Annotated in this window: 19 protein-coding genes; 10 read left to right on the top strand and 9 right to left on the bottom strand. The window is 67.1% G+C overall.

The window, feature by feature from the left end:
* Positions 1 to 73 precede the first annotated feature (73 nt).
* The 6 genes from AT699_RS29830 to AT699_RS29805 all read right to left on the bottom strand — a co-directional run bounded on the left by AT699_RS29830 (position 74) and on the right by AT699_RS29805 (position 5,935).
* On the bottom strand, positions 74 to 667 hold the full coding sequence (locus AT699_RS29830) for a sugar transferase (protein WP_006389725.1): 594 nt from the start codon (positions 665 to 667) through the stop codon (positions 74 to 76).
* Complete coding sequence (locus tag AT699_RS29825) at positions 664 to 1,842, bottom strand: DegT/DnrJ/EryC1/StrS family aminotransferase (RefSeq protein ID WP_006389726.1); 1,179 nt, start codon at positions 1,840 to 1,842, stop codon at positions 664 to 666. Before AT699_RS29825 ends, AT699_RS29830 begins: the two co-directional genes overlap by 4 nt.
* A gap of 16 nt (positions 1,843 to 1,858) precedes the next feature.
* A complete protein-coding gene (locus tag AT699_RS29820) occupies positions 1,859 to 3,118 on the bottom strand; it encodes a glycosyltransferase family 4 protein (RefSeq protein ID WP_054499591.1) in 1,260 nt (419 codons plus the stop codon).
* A gap of 82 nt (positions 3,119 to 3,200) precedes the next feature.
* Positions 3,201 to 4,301, bottom strand: a complete 1,101-nt coding sequence (locus AT699_RS29815) for a DegT/DnrJ/EryC1/StrS family aminotransferase (RefSeq protein ID WP_006389728.1) — start codon at positions 4,299 to 4,301, stop codon at positions 3,201 to 3,203.
* Between the two features lie 6 nt (positions 4,302 to 4,307).
* Positions 4,308 to 4,877, bottom strand: a complete 570-nt coding sequence (locus tag AT699_RS29810; protein WP_006389729.1) for an acyltransferase — start codon at positions 4,875 to 4,877, stop codon at positions 4,308 to 4,310.
* Positions 4,878 to 4,882: 5 nt separating this feature from the next.
* The gene (locus AT699_RS29805) at positions 4,883 to 5,935 is read right to left on the bottom strand and encodes a Gfo/Idh/MocA family protein (protein WP_006389730.1); all 1,053 of its coding nucleotides are present in this window, start codon (positions 5,933 to 5,935) and stop codon (positions 4,883 to 4,885) included.
* 123 nt (positions 5,936 to 6,058) lie between these two features.
* Here AT699_RS29805 and waaC point away from each other — a divergent pair, with 123 nt between their 5' ends.
* Together waaC and AT699_RS29795 are read left to right on the top strand one after the other, a co-directional pair.
* On the top strand, positions 6,059 to 7,105 hold the full coding sequence (waaC, locus tag AT699_RS29800; protein ID WP_035184361.1) for a lipopolysaccharide heptosyltransferase I: 1,047 nt from the start codon (positions 6,059 to 6,061) through the stop codon (positions 7,103 to 7,105).
* Positions 7,105 to 8,373 carry a 3-deoxy-D-manno-octulosonic acid transferase gene (locus tag AT699_RS29795; RefSeq protein WP_006389732.1) on the top strand — a complete coding sequence of 423 codons (1,269 nt, stop codon included), beginning with the start codon at positions 7,105 to 7,107 and terminating at the stop codon, positions 8,371 to 8,373. Before waaC ends, AT699_RS29795 begins: the two co-directional genes overlap by 1 nt.
* A gap of 11 nt (positions 8,374 to 8,384) precedes the next feature.
* On the opposite strand, the gene AT699_RS32055 is transcribed toward AT699_RS29795, so the two are convergent.
* From AT699_RS32055 to AT699_RS29785, 3 genes are read right to left on the bottom strand one after another with little or no spacing between them, the layout of a single operon-like run.
* Positions 8,385 to 8,549 carry a hypothetical protein gene (locus AT699_RS32055; protein WP_006389733.1) on the bottom strand — a complete coding sequence of 55 codons (165 nt, stop codon included), beginning with the start codon at positions 8,547 to 8,549 and terminating at the stop codon, positions 8,385 to 8,387.
* A 15-nt stretch (positions 8,550 to 8,564) separates the two neighbouring features.
* Complete coding sequence (locus AT699_RS29790; protein WP_006389734.1) at positions 8,565 to 9,371, bottom strand: type III pantothenate kinase; 807 nt, start codon at positions 9,369 to 9,371, stop codon at positions 8,565 to 8,567.
* The gene (locus AT699_RS29785; protein WP_054497989.1) at positions 9,368 to 10,222 is read right to left on the bottom strand and encodes a biotin--[acetyl-CoA-carboxylase] ligase; all 855 of its coding nucleotides are present in this window, start codon (positions 10,220 to 10,222) and stop codon (positions 9,368 to 9,370) included. Before AT699_RS29785 ends, AT699_RS29790 begins: the two co-directional genes overlap by 4 nt.
* A 94-nt stretch (positions 10,223 to 10,316) precedes the next feature.
* Here AT699_RS29785 and AT699_RS29780 point away from each other — a divergent pair, with 94 nt between their 5' ends.
* The 8 genes from AT699_RS29780 (at position 10,317) to AT699_RS29745 (ending at position 17,324) form a co-directional block, all read left to right on the top strand.
* Positions 10,317 to 11,450: an MlaE family ABC transporter permease gene (locus AT699_RS29780; protein ID WP_026382053.1), complete on the top strand. Its 1,134-nt coding sequence runs from the start codon at positions 10,317 to 10,319 to the stop codon at positions 11,448 to 11,450.
* Positions 11,450 to 12,289 (top strand): ABC transporter ATP-binding protein, encoded by an 840-nt coding sequence (locus AT699_RS29775; RefSeq protein ID WP_006389737.1) that lies wholly within the window; start codon positions 11,450 to 11,452, stop codon positions 12,287 to 12,289. Before AT699_RS29780 ends, AT699_RS29775 begins: the two co-directional genes overlap by 1 nt.
* Positions 12,276 to 13,232: an MlaD family protein gene (locus AT699_RS29770; RefSeq protein ID WP_026382054.1), complete on the top strand. Its 957-nt coding sequence runs from the start codon at positions 12,276 to 12,278 to the stop codon at positions 13,230 to 13,232. The genes AT699_RS29775 and AT699_RS29770 overlap by 14 nt, the downstream gene beginning before the upstream one ends.
* Complete coding sequence (locus tag AT699_RS29765) at positions 13,229 to 13,840, top strand: ABC-type transport auxiliary lipoprotein family protein (RefSeq protein WP_024070727.1); 612 nt, start codon at positions 13,229 to 13,231, stop codon at positions 13,838 to 13,840. Before AT699_RS29770 ends, AT699_RS29765 begins: the two co-directional genes overlap by 4 nt.
* A gap of 32 nt (positions 13,841 to 13,872) precedes the next feature.
* On the top strand, positions 13,873 to 14,526 hold the full coding sequence (locus AT699_RS29760) for an alpha/beta hydrolase (protein WP_006389740.1): 654 nt from the start codon (positions 13,873 to 13,875) through the stop codon (positions 14,524 to 14,526).
* 153 nt (positions 14,527 to 14,679) lie between these two features.
* On the top strand, positions 14,680 to 15,942 hold the full coding sequence (locus AT699_RS29755; RefSeq protein ID WP_109421475.1) for a D-alanyl-D-alanine carboxypeptidase family protein: 1,263 nt from the start codon (positions 14,680 to 14,682) through the stop codon (positions 15,940 to 15,942).
* Positions 15,943 to 16,074: 132 nt separating this feature from the next.
* Positions 16,075 to 16,941 carry a D-amino acid aminotransferase gene (locus tag AT699_RS29750; protein ID WP_006389742.1) on the top strand — a complete coding sequence of 289 codons (867 nt, stop codon included), beginning with the start codon at positions 16,075 to 16,077 and terminating at the stop codon, positions 16,939 to 16,941.
* A 110-nt stretch (positions 16,942 to 17,051) separates the two neighbouring features.
* Positions 17,052 to 17,324 carry a DUF493 family protein gene (locus AT699_RS29745; protein ID WP_006389743.1) on the top strand — a complete coding sequence of 91 codons (273 nt, stop codon included), beginning with the start codon at positions 17,052 to 17,054 and terminating at the stop codon, positions 17,322 to 17,324.
* The last annotated feature ends 3 nt before the right edge of the window (positions 17,325 to 17,327 follow it).

Here is a 17,327-nt window from a genome sequence, read left to right as displayed (position 1 = left end):
ACGTTTCTCGGACTGAATCAATATGTATCAATGAGTCCGATTTCGTGATTGGCACACGTATTCGGACACATATTTACCGCCTGAAAATGGCGGCGAAAGTCGCGACAAGGATTTTCATGTCGCCGATGAAGGAGCGCGTGCGCACATATTCACTCTGGAGCCGCAGTTTTTCGGGCAGGATCTGTTCGCGGTAGGCCTGTTCCGGATCGCTGGCGCGCGCCAGCAGCTCGTTCTCATGCCGGAACTGGATGGATGCCAAGTCGGTAATGCCTGGTTTCACTGACAGCACGACGCGTCGTTGCGCGTCGGGATAGAGCGCGACATACCGGGGCACTTCAGGACGTGGACCCACCACGCTCATGCTGCCGGCCAGTACGTCGATGAGCTGAGGCAGTTCATCCAGCTTCCAGTGGCGGATCCAGGCTCCCGTGCGCGTGATGCGGGCGTCACCGCCAACGGTGATCTCTTTCGAATTGCCAGCGGTGCTGACCGTCATGCTGCGGAACTTGTGGATCCGGAAGGTCCGGCCGTCCTTGCCTACACGCACCTGGCGGAAAAACACCGGGCCGGGCGAGTCGCGCTTGATGGCCACCGCGATGACCAGGAACAGTGGTGACAGGACGATCAGGCCCAGCAGGGAAACGACAAAGTCGAACAACCGTTTCATCGGCGGCGAAGCAGCGTCTCGACGGCACTGATGACACGCGCGACTTCATCATCGGTCATGCGTGAATAGATCGGCAGGCTCACCATGCATTCGTAGGCCCGTTGCGAATGCGGGAACATGCCGGGCTGAAGGCCGTAGCGGTCACGCCAATAGGGCTGCAGATGCAACGGTACGTAGTGCACGCTGCAACCGACCCCGGCTTCCGTCATGCGCACGATGAAATCATCCCGGCCGATCGGCGCGTCCGCGGACAGGCGCAATACATACAGGTGCCATGCGTGTGTGTCGCTGACGTCGTAGCCGCGAGCGGCCAGCCGTTCGGGACTTGGCGGCAAGGTGAGCGGCAGATCGGCGAATGCGTTGTCGTAGCGTGCGGCGATGGCGGCGCGGCGGTCGCGCATTTCTCGCACCCGCGCCAGCTGTATGCGGCCCATCGCCGCGGCGGTGTCCGGCAGGTTGTACTTGAATCCGGGAGCCACGATTTCGTAGTACCACGCCGGCTTTTTCGACGTGAAGCGATCAAAGGCATCGCGGTCGATGCCATGCAGCCGCATGACGCGGCAACGCTTGGCCAGTGCCGGATCGCGCGTGACCACCATGCCGCCCTCGCCGGTGGCGAGGGTCTTGGTGGCGTAGAAGCTATAGACCGTGATGTCGCTGGCCAGGCCGCCGATCAGTTCGCCTTTCCAGGTGCAGGGTAGGGCGTGCGCCGCGTCTTCGATGACGCGCAGTCCGTGGCGGCGGGCGATGTCGAGGATGGCGGTCATGTCACAGGACAGGCCACCGTAGTGCACCGGGATGATCGCCTTGGTGCGCGGCGTGATGGCACGCTCCACGGCCTCGGGGCTGACACAAAAGGTATCAGGATCGATGTCCACCAGCACGGGTTCAGCCCCAAGGTAGCGGGCAACTTCGGCGCTGGCGGTGAAGGTGTGAGTGGTGGTGATGACTTCGTCGCCCTCGCCCACGCCGATGGCTTCCAGGGCCAGGTGCAGGCCGGCGGTTGCCGAGTTCACCGCCACGGCTTCCACGCCACTGCCGATGAAGGCCGCGAATTCCTGCTCGAACGCTCGGGCGTTGGGCCCCGTAGTGAGCCACCCCGACTTCATGGCTTCAGTGACGGCCGTGATTTCGGCGTCGCCAATGTCAGGTAGTGCGAAGGGAATGAAAGACATGTTCGTGGCCTGGCGGCTAAGGACGTTGCGAAACCGGGATTGTAGTGGAGCCATGCACGGCATCGCCAAGCGACTCGAGGAATTGGCGAGCCAGGAAGGGGTAGCTGTGGCGTTGCTGCACAAAGGCCTTTCCACGTGCCCCCAATGCTTGACGTTCAGTTTTTGGTAAGTTGGCCAGGTCGCTGATTGCGCCGGCGATGGCCGGCACGTCATCCGCGGGGACGCTGATACCGCAATCCGCGTCGCTCACCAGGTCGTAAGGGGAACTCGTGGCGTGAACGACGGGCAGTCCCGCCAGCATGTAGTCGAACAATTTGTTGGGGCTGGTCCCGAACTGGTAGAGCGGGCTGTCGTGCCAACCGATGTAGGCAATGTCAGCGAGGGACAGCAGGGTCGGGATCGTGGGTTTTTCCACCGGATCCAGGAACAGGATGTTCTTCAGGCCCAATGATTGAGCCCGCTGCATCAAGCGTGCCTTCTCTACGCCTTTGCCGACCAGCAGGTATCCCACGTTCGCGGATTCCGGTCTTGCCGCGGCCTCGATCATCGGATCCAGCGCATTCGATACGGCGTGGCCGCCGGCATAGACGCAGGTGGCCTTGAATTGGCGCGTGAATTCGGTGATGCGCGCTTCGACGGGGGGAGGCAGCGCACGAGCGGTTTCGGCGGGATCGAATCCGTTGGGGATGTAGCCGAACTTGTCCGGGGCCATGCCGCGGCCTTGCAGATGCGGCGCGGTGCCAGGCAACAGGGAGATGACCTTGTCGGCATGCCGGCAGGCGTAGTCTTCCGCCAGCTGCATGGAGAAGATCATGGGATGCCGTTCGGAAAAACCGCCCAGCAGCCGCGGCGTCAATGGCCAGAGGTCATGGACTTCGTAGACGAGTTTGGCCCCGGCGATGCGGGCGATTTTCGCGGCGGGCCAGATGTCATAAGGATAGGTCGACGAGGCGATGACGACATCGGGAAGGTCCGCGGCCAGTTCGCGAGCCATGCCGCGGACCTTTGCCGTGAACTGCAGCATATTGAGCAGGCGCTTGGCGCCATTGCCGGCGTAGGGGTGGGTGCGCAACCAGAGATAATCGACGCCGTCGATCTGTTCACGTGTGACGGGGGATGAAACGGCGGGATTCTGCTGGCGCAGGTGCGAGACGCTGCTGGCGACGATGGTGACGCGATGGCCTTGTCGCACCCATTCGCGGGCCAGATAATACGGCCGGAATTCCATTCCGTGCCGAGGCGAACCGGCGTAATGGTTGATAAGCAGGATATTCATGCCGACATCGTAGCGTGTCGCCGCCAGGGGTGTGGCGGTGTGTCTGGCACGGCGCCGCGGTGGGCACCGTGCCAGCAGGACATCAGCCCAGTGCTGCGCGCAGCGCGGCGACGATCTGATCCTGGGTCGCTTCATCCAGGTCCGGGTGCATCGGCAGGCTCATGACGGTGGCGGCGAGGGTGTCGGACACCGGCGTGGCGCCTTCGGCCGCGGCGAATGCGGCATAGGCCGGTTGAGCGTGGATGGGCCGCGGGTAGTGGATTGCCGTCGGGATGCCGGCTTCCTTCAGGTGCGCGATCACGGCTTCGCGATTGGGCACCATGACCGTGAACTGGGCCCAGACACTGTCGCGATCCGGACGCACCGTGACCGTGCGGGCACCGCCCGGCAGGTCGGCCAGCAACTGCTGGTAGCGCGCGCCGATCTTGATGCGCTGTTCCACTTCCCATTCGAAGCGCTCCAGCTTGCCCAGCACCACGGCGCATTGCAGCGTGTCCATGCGGCCACCCACCCCGATGCGGGTGTGGTAATAGCGGGCCGATTGGCCATGCACGCGGATTTCACGCATGGCCTGGGCCAGCTCGTCGTCGTTGGTGAACAGCGCACCCCCGTCGCCGTAGCAGCCCAGGGGCTTGCTCGGGAAGAAACTGGTGCAGCCGATCTTGGACAGGTTGCAGCTCTTCTTGCCTTTGTAGGTGGCGCCGAAGCTCTGCGCGGCGTCTTCGATGACGGTGATGCCGTGCTTGTCGGCGATGGCATTGACCTCGTCCATGTCGCCGCACTGGCCGTACAGCGACACCGGGATGATGGCCTTGGTGCGAGGCGTGATCTTGGCCTCGATTTCCGAAACCTTGATGTTGCAGGTATCAGGCTCGACATCCACGAACACCGGCACGGCGCCCAGCAGCACGATGACTTCCGCCGTCGCCACGAACGTGAACGAGGTGGTGATGACTTCGTCGCCGGCCTTCACCCCCAGGGCCATCAGCGCGATCAGCAGCGCTTCGGTGCCGGAGGCGACCGTAATGCAGTGCTTGGCGCCCGTATAGGCGCACAGCGCGGCTTCCAGCTCCTTGACCTCGGGACCCATGATGTACTGGCCATGATCCAGCACGGCCTGGATACGTGCATTGATCGGGTCGCGCAGGACTTGGTACTGCTTCTTCAGGTCAATGAATTGCATGTTGTCTCACACCAGTTGGCAGACGCCGTCTTTGAGTACGTATTGGTCGCCGGTTGCCGGGCAGGTGGTCTGCCCGCTGCCGGTCAGCGGCAGGTCCAGCTGTTCGCCATGGCGGCTCATCCAGCCGATCTGGCGGGCGGGCACGCCTACCACCAGGGCGAAATCGGGCACGTCGCGGTTGACCACGGCGCCGGCGCCGACAAAGGCGTAGCGGCCCACGGTCGAGCCGCACACGATGGTGCAGTTGGCGCCCAGCGTGGCGCCCTGGCGCACGACCGTATCGCGGTATTCATTCTTGCGTTCGATGGCCGCGCGCGGGTTGTACACATTGGTGAACACCATGCTGGGGCCGCAGAACACGTCATCCTCGAGCGTCACGTTGTCGTAGACGGAGACGTTGTTCTGGATCTTGACGCGATTGCCGATCTTGACGCGATTGCCGACGTAGACGTTCTGGCCCAGCGAACAGGCCTCGCCGATGACGGCGCCGCCCGAAACGTGGACCCAGTGCCAGACGCGGGTGCCGGCGCCGATCTGCGCGCCGTCGTCGACGATAGCGGTGGAATGGATGCTCATGATGCTCAGTCCAGCGGCAGCGGTACGCGCAGGCCGTCGCGCGCGGAGCGGTAGATGGCGGTCAGCAGGGCCAGCGACTGCAGGCCTTCGCGTCCGTCGGTCTCGGGTTCGCATTCACCACGCAGCACGCGGATGACGTTGTCGTAATAGAGCGGATGGCCAAAGCCGTAGACCGACGTGGTCTCGTAGTTGGCTTCACGGATCTTGGCGTCGTCGGGATGCTCGTCGGCGAATTTCCATTCGTCGATGCGGTTGACGGCGACCCCGCCCACGCGCACGGTGCCCTTTTCGCCCAGGATGGTGATGGAGCCTTCCAGGTTCTGCGGGTAGGTCAGCATGGTGACGTTGATCGAGCCCATGGCGCCATGGCGCCAGCGGATCGCGGCCACGCCGGTGTCTTCGGCTTCGATGCGGCGAGCCAGCGTGGCGGTGTAGGCGTACACGCTTTCCACGGGACCCACCAGCCAATCGAGCAGGTCGACGTAATGGCTCGCCTGGTTCATGAAGGCGCCGCCATCCCACTCCCACTTGCCGCGCCAGCGGGCGGCATCGTAATAGTCTTGGGGACGGGTCCAGAAAACGTTGACCGTCACCATATAGATACGGCCGAAGCGGCCGCTGTCGATGGCCTTCTTGAGCAGCTGCAGCGTTGCGTTGCGGCGGTTCTGCTTGACGACGAACAGGCGCACGTTTGCGTCGTCGCACGCCTTCACCATGCGCTTGGCATCTTCCCAGCGGGTGGCCATGGGTTTTTCGCTGACCACATGGCGGCCGGATTGCGCGACTTCAATGGCCTGCCAGGGGTGTAGACCCGATGGCGTGGCCAGAATGACCGCGTCCGCCGTAGTATGGGCCAGCAATTCGGTCAGTGAGGCAAAGGGACGCGCACCGGTGGCTTCCGCGGCGGCTTTCAGCGCGGCGGGATTGGTGTCACAGACATCCACCAGCTCCGCACGGTCGCTGTGCTGAGCAATGGCTCCGATGTGGTTCTTGGAAATACGCCCACACCCTACCAGGGCGAAACGAACCTTGCGGTCGGTAACTGGATTAGCGGTCATCGGGAGAATAGGTTGTTTTGTTGTAAATTGCCGGGATAATTCGACAGCCCCTCCCGGAATAGAGCGTAATAATACTTGAAGACCGGGCTGCGTTACGAGCGCACAACCCGCCTTTTCCAATCGATGCCAACTCGCATTCTCATTGTCCGTACGTCGTCATTAGGCGATCTGGTGCACATGCTGCCCGCCATTTCCGACATCGCCCGCCACGTGCCGGACGCTGAAATCGACTGGATCGCCGAAGAAGCCTTCGCTGAAATCCCCGCGTGGCACCCCGCTGTCAACGAGGTCATCAAGGTGGCCCACCGACGGTGGCGCAAGGCCTGGTGGTCGAGCCAGGTGCGGGCCGAACGCCAGGCGCTGAAAGAGCGCCTGCGCTCGAAGCGGTACGACATCGTGCTGGATATGCAGGCTTTGCTGAAATCCGCCTGGCTGGTGCGCCAGGCGCAAGGCGTGCGCCATGGCCTGGATTGGCGTTCCGCGCGGGAACCGCTGGCATCGCTGTTCTACAACGTCCGCCATCGGGTGGAGTTCTGGCAGCCCGCGGTCATTCGTCAGCGCAAACTGGCGTCGCTGACCTTTGGATACCAATATGGTGGTCAACCCGATTTCGGGCTGCAGGCGTTTTCCCGCGCGTCCGGCCAGGGGCGCGACAACGCCGACGCCGTCCACGAAATCTCCAGCGAAGGCCTGGATGCGACGGAATTGCCACGCCTGCACCATCTGGATACCGACCGCGGCTACGCGGTGATCATGCCGTCGGCCAGCCGCGACGACAAACTGTGGCCCGAGGATGATTGGCGCGCCGTCTTCCGCCGGCTGCGCGACGCCGGCTGTGCGCTCAAGTTGCTGGCGGGCAACGAGCAGGAGGCCGAGCGCGCGCGTCTGCTGGTGGCTGGCATGGAAGACGTCGAGGTGATGCCACGCATGGACCTGACGTCGGTGGCCCGGCTGCTGGCCGGTTCACGCCTGATGGTCGGGCTGGACAGCGGACTGACACACTTGTCGGCCGCGCTTGGGCGCCCCACTATCGGCATCTACCGGGCTTCCACGCCGGTGCGCACGCCGTTGGTCGGCTCGAACTACACGGCCAGCCTGGGCGACCGCGGCGCGTCGCCATCGCGCGAGGCCGTGATGGCATCGGTCGAGCAGGCGCTGGCTGCTCACTGATGAACCGGGCCGTCTATACCCTGGGGTTGCGGGCGCTCGCGCCCCTGGTCTGGCTATGGATGGCCCGCCGCGCCAAACGCGCGGGAGGCGAATGGGAAATCTTCTCGCCAGAGCGGTTCGGCAAGATCCGGTCGGCCCGCGCCGCCGATGCGCCGGTCTGGGTGCATGCCGTCAGCCTGGGCGAGACGCGCGCCGCGCAGCCGTTGCTGCAAGCGCTGCTGGACCGCGGCCTGCCAGTGCTGCTGACTCATATCACCGCAACCGGCCGGGCCGAAGGTGCGCGTCTGTTCGCGGATGCGATCGCCCGGGGCCAATTGCGACAGGCCTGGCTGCCCTATGATTTTCCGGGCGCGACGCGGCGTTTCATGGCCGCCACGGCGCCCCGTTGCGGCATTCTCGTGGAACGCGAAATCTGGCCCAACCTTTTGGCCGCGGCGCGGCGCGCGGCGGTACCGATGGCGTTGGTCAGCGCCCGCTTTTCGGCGTCTTCGCTACGTCAGTCCGGCCGGATGGGCGGCGTCATGCGCGAGGCATTGGCGGGCCTGGACATGGTGCTGGCGCAGACCGCGGCGGACGCCGGGCGGCTGGCCCGGGCCGGCGTGTCCCGCCCTCGCGTATCCGGCAACCTGAAGTTCGATCTGTCGCTGCCTGAGGCGCAAGTGCGGGCGGGGCAGGCCTGGCGGGCCAGCCTGGGCCGGCCGGTGATCGCCCTGGCCAGCACCCGCGAAGGCGAGGATGCACCCTTCATCGATGCGCTCAAGCATCGCGCCGGCCTGCCCGGTGGACCGCTGTTCCTGCTGATTCCGCGCCACCCGCAGCGGTTCGATGCCGCGGCGGCGCTGCTGGAGCAGGCCGGCGTGGCTTATGTCAGGCGGTCGTCCGGACAGGTGCCTGGACCGGACACGGTCGTGGTATTGGGGGACTCCCTTGGGGAAATGGCATTCCATTACGCCGCGGCCGACGTGGCCGTGGTCGCCGGCAGTTTTGCGCCGTTGGGCGGGCAGAACCTGATCGAGGCCTGCGCCGCCGGCGTGCCGGTGATCGTGGGACCGCACACTTTCAATTTCGAGCAGGCCGCCAGCGATGCCATCGAGGCTGGTGCCGCGCAGCGCCAGCCGGACCCCGACCAGGCCGTGGCGGCGGCGCTGGCGCTGCTGGAGGACCCCGCCGCGCGGCAGGCTGCCAGTCAGGCGGCGCGGGCATGGTTCGCCAGCCATTCGGGCGCCACGGCGCGGACCATGGACGCATTGGCGCCCTGGCTGGGTTGACGCCGGGCGGGTCAGGCAGGATTGCGCGGCACCAGCGTAACCGCGCCCGGGTTCAATTCCTGGCTGAAACGCCGTGTGTCGCGCCCTTCGTCTTCGGGCCGAGCGCCCAGCCACCCCTGGCCCAGCGCATAGACGCCGAGATTGGCCAGCAGGATCAGGATGAAGAGCACGCGCATGCCGTGGCCTTTGGATCAGGCGCCCGTGGCCGGGTTGGCGCGCGCCATGGCCGCCAATCCGTCGAGGACGGGATGGTTCAGGTAGGTCGGCACCGGCGCGGCGCCGAATGCGCCGCCGGCATCCGCCAGCAGGCGTTCGATTTCCTGGTGGACTTCCGGCCAACCGCCGCCCGCGGCGAAGATCTGCGGCACCTGTCCATAGCGTTGCCGGCCGGCGAGCCACTGGCGCACCACCGCGCCGGCCTGGGCGGCGGCGATGCCGGAGGCGATGGCTTCGTGGGTATCGGTGGGATAGGGTACGACCTGGCCTTCCGCGATCGGCAGGTTGGCGGTGCCGTGCGCCAACGCGTTGCGCATCATGGCCGGGCCCGGCAGGATCAGGCCGCCGGCGAAAACGTTGTCCGGCCCCACGGTGTCGATGGTGGTGGCGGTGCCGAAGCTGGCCAGCAGGAAGGGCGGATGGGCGCCAGGCAGATGCGACAGCACGCCCAACAACGAGGCCCAGCGGTCCGCGCCCAGTTGCGACGGTGTTTTGTAGCGGTTGACCAATCCCAGCGTGGTTGCCTGCGACGTGGCCCAGGTGACCGGGCAGCCATGGCGTTGCAGCACGGCGGCGATGGCGGCGCCGCGTTCTGCACCCGCCACGTTCACGCCCAGCGCCCGTGACGGCCGTCGCGGCAGGGCGCCGAGCCAGCGGTCCAGCGCGTCCAGGTCCAGGCCATCGAAGGCGACCGCGGCCGGTTCGCGCGGCATGTCGGGGCTGCCGGGATCCAGCCAACCCACTTTGAGACGGCTGTTGCCTGAGTCGATGAGGATGATCATGCTTGGCGTCGAATCGAGATTTCACCGACCGAGATCGGCATGGCGCCCTGGGGCGTTTGCACCAGCAGGCGGCCCTGGCCGTCGACGCCACAGGCGGTGCCGCTGAGGATCACGTCGCCCTTGTCGAGCACGTTGATCGCGCGGCCGGCGAGCGCGTCGACCTTGTCGAAGCGCCGCGCGAAGGCGTCGAAGCCGTCGCGTTCGAGGGTGCGGACGGCTTCATGCCAGGCCGTTGCCGCGGCGCAGACCAGGTCGGCGGCGGTGGCGGCGTGGCCGGGGGCGTGGCCCGTGACACAGGTCCAGTCGGCGACCTGGCGGCCCAGCGCCTGCGACAAGGCGTCGGCGTCGACCAGGTTCACGCCCATGCCGATGACGACGGTATAGCCGGTTTCGCGGCTTCCGGGGTTGCGGGTGGTCTCGACCAGCACGCCGGCCAGCTTGGCGTCGTGCCACTGCACGTCGTTGGGCCATTTCATGCACAGGCCGTCGGCGCCGGGCCCGGCCACGGCGCGCAGCGCCTCGCAGGCGGCCAGGCCAGCCAGCGGCGACAGGGCCGGCAATTGCGCGGCCGGCAGGTGCACATCGAATGCACACGAGAACATCAGCGCCGCGCCCACGCGATTCTGCCAGGGACGGCCGGCGCGGCCGCGCCCGGTTTCCTGCAGATGGGTGCCCAGCAGCCAGGGTTTGCCGACGCCGGCGCCCGTGCGGGCGCGCGCCAGCAGGTCGGCATTGGTCGAGCCGGTGCTGGCGGTCCAGGCGATGTCTTGGAAGGCGGGCAGGCGCGAACCCAGCATCCGGGCCAGATCGTCTGGCGCGGGCAGGTCGGTGGGGCGGACGTGAACGGGCATGGCGGCGATTGTAGGGCACGCGCGGGCCGCGCTCGCGGCCTGTCGTCCCCAGCGTATATGATTGTGGATACATTTTGCATCGGTATTCCGCTACATGCCGCATTCCGCCCCGTCCGCACCCCGCGCCGCGCCGCCCTTCCGCCAGGAAGCCGGCGTGTGCCATGTCGGGGGCGACTGGAGCGTGCTGGCGCTGGCCGAGCCGGGCGAAGTCGAGCGCCGCCGCGCCGCAATGGCGAAGGCCGCCGACGCCGGGGCGCGCTGGGACCTGCAGGGCATCAGCCGGCTCGACACCATCGGCGCGCTGCTGATCTGGCAGGCCTGGGGCGAGAAATTGCCCGAACGCGTGCGGTGGTCCGCCGGCCAGCAGGACGTGTTCACCGCCCTGGCGACGAACAAGGGCGGCAAGCAGGCGCCGCCGCGTCCCGAGCCGGCCTGGGGCTGGCTGCGCGCCCTGGGCGGCGCCGTGCTGCAGGCGGGCGAGAACGGCCGCGCCCTGCTGACCATGCTGGGGCAGCTGGTCCTGGATCTCTTTGGCATGTTGAGCCGGCCGTCGCGCGGGCCGTGGCGCGAGATCTCGGCCCAGGTCTACCGCACCGGCGCGCAGGCGCTGGGCATTACGGCGCTGGTGGGCTTTCTGATCGGCGTCGTGCTGTCGTACCTGTCCGCGCAGCAATTGCAGATGATCGGCGCCGACCGCTTCATCGTCCGGCTGCTGGGCGTGTCGATCGTGCGCGAGCTGGGGCCGGTGCTCGCCGCCATCCTGGTGGCCGGGCGCTCCGGGTCGGCCATCACTGCGCAGATCGGCGTCATGCGAGTCACGCAGGAACTGGATGCGATGTTGGTGATGGGTATCTCGCACGGCCAGCGGTTGATCCTGCCGCGGGTGGTGGCGCTGGCCGTGACCATGCCGCTGCTGGTGCTGTGGACCGACGCCATGGCAATCCTGGGCGGGATGCTGGCGGCGCAGGTGCAGCTGGGCGTGTCGGCGCAGTGGTTCCTGCAGTCCCTGCCGGACGCCATTTCCCTGACCAATTACTGGATCGGCATCCTCAAGGGCGTGACCTTCGGCATCCTGATCGCGCTGATCGCCTGCCATTTCGGCCTGCGCATCCAGCCCAACACGGAAAGCCTGGGGCGCGGCACCACGACCTCCGTGGTCACCTCGATCACCGGCGTGATCCTGCTGGACGCGCTGTACGCCGTCATTTTCAGTTCGGTGGGCATCTGATGGCCGGCGCCGCACAGCATCGCCTGTTTACCGAGGAGAACATCACGGTCGCGCCCGTGATCACCGTGCGCGGGCTGCGCACGGCCTTCGGCGACCACGTGGTGCACGACAACCTGGACCTGACCGTCTTTCCCGGCGAGATCCTGGTGCTGGTGGGCGGCTCGGGCACGGGCAAGACGGTGCTGTTGCGGCAGATCATCGGGCTGGACCAGCCGGCCGCCGGTACCATCCAGGTGTTGGGCAATACCTTGTCCGAACTGACGCCAGGCGAGCGCCGGCGCCTGTCCTACCGCTGGGGCATGCTGTTCCAGGCGGGCGCGTTGTTCTCGGCGCTGTCGGTGTACGACAACGTCGCGCTGCCGCTGCGGGAGTTGCGCACGGTGCCGGAGGACCTGGTGCACGACGTGGTGATGTGCCGCCTGGCCATGGTCGGCCTGTCGGCGCAGGATGCCGGCAAGCGGCCGTCGGATCTTTCCGGCGGCATGGTCAAGCGCGTGGCGCTGGCGCGCGCGCTGTCGCTGGACCCGGAGCTGGTGTTCCTGGACGAACCCACGGCAGGGCTGGACCCGCTGCGTTCGGATGAATTCGTGGACCTGGTGCGCAGCCTGCACCGGCAGTTGGGATTTACCGTTGTCATGGTGACGCACGATCTGGACACGCTGCTTGCGCTGGCCACGCGTGTCGCCGTGCTGGCGGACAAGCGGGTGATCGTGTGCGACACGGTGCCGGAAGTGCTGAAGGTCGATCACCCGTTCATTCATACATTCTTCCTGGGCGAGCGCGGCTTGCGCGCGCTCGGGGACATGGCGCCGAAGGGAACGCATCATGGAAAACCGTAGTCACGCGCTCATGGCCGGCATCTTCACGCTGGTGCTGCTGGCCGCCGCTGCGCTGGTGGCCGTCTGGATCGGCCGCGACCGGACCAAACTGCAAACCTATGAAATCATCTCGGCAACGGCCGTCAGCGGGCTCAATCCGCAGTCGACCGTGCGCTACCAGGGCGTGCCGGTGGGCAAGGTGCAGTCGCTGGCGCTGAACCCCGACAAGCCCGGCCAGGTGCGTATCCGCATCGGTGTCGCGCCGAACACGCCCATCACCGAGTCGACCTGGGCCGAGCTGGGTGTGCAGGGCGTCACGGGCATGGCCAACGTGGAACTGCGCGACGATGGCAGTTCGTTCAAGCGGCTGGCGTCGAGCGCCGCCAACCCGGCCGCGATCCCGCTGCGCCCGGGTTTCCTGGACCGCATCGAGCAGCGCGGCGGGCGTCTCATTTCCAACGTCGAGGACGCCACCGAGCAGCTGCGGCGCCTCTTGAGCGAGCAGAACGTGCAGGCGCTGACCGCCAGCCTGCAGAACGCCACCGACATCACCCACTCGCTCAAGGAAGCCAGCCGCGACCTCGGGCCGGCGCTGGCCAAGCTGGGGCCCCTGGTCGATTCGCTGGGCAGCACCTCGCGGCAGGCGGATCGCGCGGCGCGCGAGGTGGCCGACCTGGCCCAGCAGGCGCGCCAGTCGCTGGCGCGCCTGAATGCGCCGGACGGCGCGCTGGCCGCGGCCACGCGCAGCTTGAACGACATTGCCTTTGCCGCCTCACGCCTGGATGGCGAGACGCTGCCGGCCGTCACCAGCATGGCGGCCAGCGTCAGCGAGGCCGCGCGCGGGGCGACCTTCACATTGCGTCGCGTGGACAACACGCCACAATCGCTATTGTTCGGACCGCCGCCGGCCGCGCCCGGTCCCGGCGAGGCCGGGTTCGCCGGATTTGGGAGACAGCAGAAATGAAGATGCGCAGTGCGATTCAGGCCCTGGCCCTGGCTTTGACGCTGGCGTTGGCCGGCTGCGGCGTGGGCCGCGTGGGCGCGCCACCCGCCGTGTTCGACCTGGGGCTGGATGCCCGCCCGGCGCCGCAATTGCCGGCCCGCGAGCCGATGGCGCTGGTGTTCTCGGCGGTGCCGGCGTTGTCCGGCACCGGCGTCATCTGGCGCGTTGGCGACAGCGCCGCGCCGCAATCCTATGCCACTTATCGCTGGGCCTCGTCGCCGTCCGACCTGGTGCGCCAGCGCCTGATCGAGCGGCTGTCGCGCCAGGGGCCGGTGCTGGCCGAGCGCGCCAGCGGCCAGACGCCGCAGTTGCAGGTCTACCTGTCGCAGTTCGAGCAGGTGTTCACGCCGGATGGTTCCGCCAGCGAAGGCCGCGTGCTGCTGCAGGCGGTATTGCTGAATGGCCGCAACGTGGTTGGCCAGGTGCGCATCGCGACACAGGCGCCGGCGCCCACGCAGGACGCCGCCGGCGGCGTGGCCGCGTTGCGCCAGGCCACCGATGATGCCGCCGACCAGCTGGCGCAATGGCTGGCCGGCCAGCCCAAGGCCGCGGCCCGGCCCGGCGGTTAACATTCTTCCTTTTCAAGCAGCACGAGTCCGATATGCCCGCAAGCACAGAAACCCACGCCTTTACCGGAGCCGCCGGCCGCATCGACTGCGCCGTGGATTGGCCTGACGGCACGCCGCGGGGCTGGGCCCTGGTGCTGCATCCGCATCCGTTGCAGGGCGGCGCGCGCGAGAACAAGGTGGTGACCACGCTGTCGCGCGCCTGCGTCCAGCACGGCCTGGTGGCGGTGCGCCCCAATTTCCGCGGCGTCGGGCTGTCCGAAGGCGAATTCGACAAGTCCGTGGGCGAGACCCAGGACATGCTGGCGGTGGTCGCGCAAATGCGCGAGCGTCATCCGGAACTGGCGGACGCGCCGTGGGTGCTGGCCGGCTTTTCCTTCGGCACCGCGGTTGCCGCGCAGACCTACGCCGCGCTGGCCGACCAGGGCGACACGGTACTGCCCAGCGCGCTGATGCTGATGGGGCCGGCCGTCAACCGCTTCCAGTCGCATGAGGTCCAGGTGCCCGGCGACACGCTGATGGTGCATGGCGAAGAGGACGAAGTCGTGCCGCTGTCCGAGGCCATGGACTGGGCCCGTCCGCGTTCGATCCCGGTGGTGGTGATCCCCGGCGCCTCGCATTTTTTCCACGGCAAGCTGCTGGTGCTGCGCCAGCTGGTGCAGGCGCACCTGAAGGTCAAGCTTGACTGAATGGCGCGCCGCGCAATGCGGCGCGTTGCATCAGGTTGCATGTTTTAGCTGCCCGAGGAACCCATCGCGGGCCGGACGGGTCTCATCGACTGCCTATAATTGTCAGCCACTTGCCCCGCGCCAGCGGGCGTCTTTCCTGGACCCACGTTGCCGATGAAGAATTTGCCTCACTCTGTTCACTCCCCCGTTGTCTTTGCTCGTCGCGCCCTCGCCGGCGCGGTGCTGTCGGCGATGCTCGCGGCCTCGCTGCCGGCCTGGGCCCAGCAGGCGCCCGCCGCGGCGCCGGCAGCCGCGGGCGCCACGGCCCCCGCGCCGACGGCGGCGGGCGTGGTGCCGGTGGGCGACGTGTCGGCGGTGCCCGCGCCGACCATCGCGGCCAAGGCCTGGATCGTGATCGACGTGAACAGCGGCCAGACCCTGGCGGCGTCGAACCCCGACATGAAGGTCGAGCCGGCCTCGCTCACCAAGATCATGACGGCCTACGTCGTGTTCAATGCGCTCGAGGAAAAGCGCCTGACGCTGGAGCAGACCGTGCCCGTGTCCGAGCACGCCTGGCGCACCGGCGGTTCGCGCATGTTCATCGAGCCGCGCAAGCCGGTCACTGTCGATGAGCTGAACCAGGGCATGATCGTGCAGTCGGGCAACGACGCCTCGGTGGCGCTGGCCGAAGCGGTCGGCGGCAGCGAAGCCGCGTTCGCCACGCTCATGAACCAGGAGGCCGAGCGCCTGGGCATGCGCAACACCCACTTCATGAACGCCACCGGGCTGCCCGATCCGCAGCACATGACGTCCACGCGCGACCTGGCCACGTTGTCGGCGCACCTGATCACCGATCATCCGCAGTTCTTCCACTACTACAAGCAGAAGAGCTTCACCTACAACAAGATCACCCAGCCCAACCGCAACCGCCTGCTGTGGGCCGACCCGTCGGTCGACGGCATGAAGACGGGCCACACCGATTCGGCCGGCTACTGCCTGGTGTCGACCGCGGTGCGCGGCGACCGCCGCATCCTGGTGGTGGTGGTGGGCACCGACAGCGAAGCCACCCGCGCCGAGGAAAGCCTGAAGCTGCTGAACTGGAGCTTCCAGAACTTCGACACGGTCAAGCTGTTCGACAAGAGCCAGCCCGGCATCGACGCCCGCGTCTGGGAAGGCACCGCCGAGAACGTCAAGCTCGGCCCGCCCAACCCGGTCTCGATCGCGGTGCCGCGTGGCAAGGCCGGCGACCTCAAGCCGGTGGCGCAGCGCACCGATCCCCTGATCGCCCCGCTGACCAAGGGCCAGCAGGTCGGCACGCTGCAGTTCACGCTCGACGGCAAGGTGCTGCGCACCGAGCCGCTGGTGGTGCAGGACGCCGTCGAACGCGCCGGCTTCTTCGGTCGCATGGTCGACACCGTCAAGCGCTGGTTCCAGTAAGCGGACCCGCCGCGGGCGCGGCCGCGGGTGTAAGCTAGCAACGGGCGTTTCGTGCGCGAAACGCCCGTTTTGCATTCTTCCGGGGCGGGCCGGCGGCGCGCCCCTGTTCCATTTCAAATTCAGGAGTGCGTCATGATTCCGGGCGTGCCGGGCGAAAGCCAGGTGTATCTCAACGGTGAGTTTCTGCGCGTGGACGAGGCCAAGGTCTCCGTGCTGGATCGCGGCTTCATTTTCGGCGACGGCATCTACGAAGTCGTCCCGGTGTACCAGGGCAATGCCTTCCGCATGGCCGAACACCTCGACCGCCTCGATCGCAGCCTGGCCGCCTTGCGCATCGCGCAACCGTTCGACCGCAGCGGCTGGATCAACCTGATCCAGCAATTGCTGGAGCGGACCAACCTGGACACCTGCATCGTCTATCTCCAGGTGACGCGCGGCGTGGCCAAGCGTGACCACCAGTTCCCGGCCGAGCCGGTCAAGCCGACGGTGTTCGGCATGATCTCGGCATGGGCGCCGCCCGGGGCCGCGGTGCGCGCGCAGGGGCTGTCCGCCATTTCCATCCCCGACGAACGCTGGCTGCACTGCGAGATCAAGTCGGTGTCGCTGCTGGGCAACGTGCTGGCCAAGCAGCAGGCGGTTGACGCCCATGTCGACGAGGTGTTGCAGTTCCGCGACGGCTTCCTCACCGAGGGTTCGTCCACCAACATCTGGGTGGTCTCCGGTGGCAAGCTGCTGGCGCCGCCCAAGAACAACCTGATCCTGGAAGGCATCCGCTACGGCCTGATGGGCGAATTGGCGGCCGAGGCCGGCATTGCGTTCGAGGCGCGCCGCCTGACCCAGGACGAGGTGGCGCAGGCCGACGAGCTGATGCTGTCCTCGGCCACCAAGGAAGTGCTGCCGATCGTTTCGCTGGACGGCCGTCCGGTGGGAGCCGGCAAGCCCGGCCCCGTTTATGAGCAATTGCGTGCGGGTTATGATGCCCGCATCGCCGCGCTCTAGGCCCCGCGGGGCGGCCCTGGCGGCCGCCCGCGCCGCGCGCCCCGGCGGCGGGCCTTGCCTGCTCGATGCCTGCCCCCATATAGATGTATTGACGCCCCAGGCCATCCATCATGCATATTCCGCCCGAAGAATCCCTCATCGAGTATCCCAGCGACTTCCCCATCAAGGTCATGGGCAAGCATCATCCCGACTTCGCGCAGACGCTGACCGAAGTCGTGCTGCGCTTCGATCCGGGCTTCGATGCCGCCACGGTCGAGATGCGGCCCAGCAAGGGTGGCAATTACATGGGCCTGACCTTCACGGTGCGCGCCACCTCGCGCGAACAGCTCGACGGCCTTTACCAGGCCCTGCACGGCCACCCGATGGTGTCGATCGTCCTGTAAGGC

The sequence above is a fragment of the Achromobacter xylosoxidans genome (assembly GCF_001457475.1).
In the GTDB taxonomy this organism is placed as follows: domain Bacteria; phylum Pseudomonadota; class Gammaproteobacteria; order Burkholderiales; family Burkholderiaceae_B; genus Achromobacter; species Achromobacter xylosoxidans.
The sequence above is the reverse complement of the archived record's forward strand: the minus strand, read 5'-3'. Positions and strand labels throughout refer to the sequence as shown.

Excerpts from the sequence above, each read along its gene's own strand:
- AT699_RS29805 (WP_006389730.1), bottom strand. The coding sequence starts at position 5,935 with ATGACCGCTAATCCAGTTACCGACCGCAAGGTTCGTTTCGCCCTGGTA.
- AT699_RS29815 (WP_006389728.1), bottom strand. The coding sequence starts at position 4,301 with ATGCAATTCATTGACCTGAAGAAGCAGTACCAAGTCCTGCGCGACCCG.
- AT699_RS32055 (WP_006389733.1), bottom strand. The coding sequence starts at position 8,549 with ATGCGCGTGCTCTTCATCCTGATCCTGCTGGCCAATCTCGGCGTCTAT.
- AT699_RS29785 (WP_054497989.1), bottom strand. The coding sequence starts at position 10,222 with ATGCCCGTTCACGTCCGCCCCACCGACCTGCCCGCGCCAGACGATCTG.
- AT699_RS29770 (WP_026382054.1), top strand. The coding sequence starts at position 12,276 with ATGGAAAACCGTAGTCACGCGCTCATGGCCGGCATCTTCACGCTGGTG.
- AT699_RS29795 (WP_006389732.1), top strand. The coding sequence starts at position 7,105 with ATGAACCGGGCCGTCTATACCCTGGGGTTGCGGGCGCTCGCGCCCCTG.
- AT699_RS29810 (WP_006389729.1), bottom strand. The coding sequence starts at position 4,877 with ATGAGCATCCATTCCACCGCTATCGTCGACGACGGCGCGCAGATCGGC.
- AT699_RS29765 (WP_024070727.1), top strand. The coding sequence starts at position 13,229 with ATGAAGATGCGCAGTGCGATTCAGGCCCTGGCCCTGGCTTTGACGCTG.
- AT699_RS29745 (WP_006389743.1), top strand. The coding sequence starts at position 17,052 with ATGCATATTCCGCCCGAAGAATCCCTCATCGAGTATCCCAGCGACTTC.
- AT699_RS29775 (WP_006389737.1), top strand. The coding sequence starts at position 11,450 with ATGGCCGGCGCCGCACAGCATCGCCTGTTTACCGAGGAGAACATCACG.
- AT699_RS29825 (WP_006389726.1), bottom strand. The coding sequence starts at position 1,842 with ATGTCTTTCATTCCCTTCGCACTACCTGACATTGGCGACGCCGAAATC.
- AT699_RS29750 (WP_006389742.1), top strand. The coding sequence starts at position 16,075 with ATGATTCCGGGCGTGCCGGGCGAAAGCCAGGTGTATCTCAACGGTGAG.
- AT699_RS29780 (WP_026382053.1), top strand. The coding sequence starts at position 10,317 with ATGCCGCATTCCGCCCCGTCCGCACCCCGCGCCGCGCCGCCCTTCCGC.
- waaC (WP_035184361.1), top strand. The coding sequence starts at position 6,059 with ATGCCAACTCGCATTCTCATTGTCCGTACGTCGTCATTAGGCGATCTG.
- AT699_RS29820 (WP_054499591.1), bottom strand. The coding sequence starts at position 3,118 with ATGAATATCCTGCTTATCAACCATTACGCCGGTTCGCCTCGGCACGGA.
- AT699_RS29760 (WP_006389740.1), top strand. The coding sequence starts at position 13,873 with ATGCCCGCAAGCACAGAAACCCACGCCTTTACCGGAGCCGCCGGCCGC.
- AT699_RS29790 (WP_006389734.1), bottom strand. The coding sequence starts at position 9,371 with ATGATCATCCTCATCGACTCAGGCAACAGCCGTCTCAAAGTGGGTTGG.
- AT699_RS29830 (WP_006389725.1), bottom strand. The coding sequence starts at position 667 with ATGAAACGGTTGTTCGACTTTGTCGTTTCCCTGCTGGGCCTGATCGTC.
- AT699_RS29755 (WP_109421475.1), top strand. The coding sequence starts at position 14,680 with ATGAAGAATTTGCCTCACTCTGTTCACTCCCCCGTTGTCTTTGCTCGT.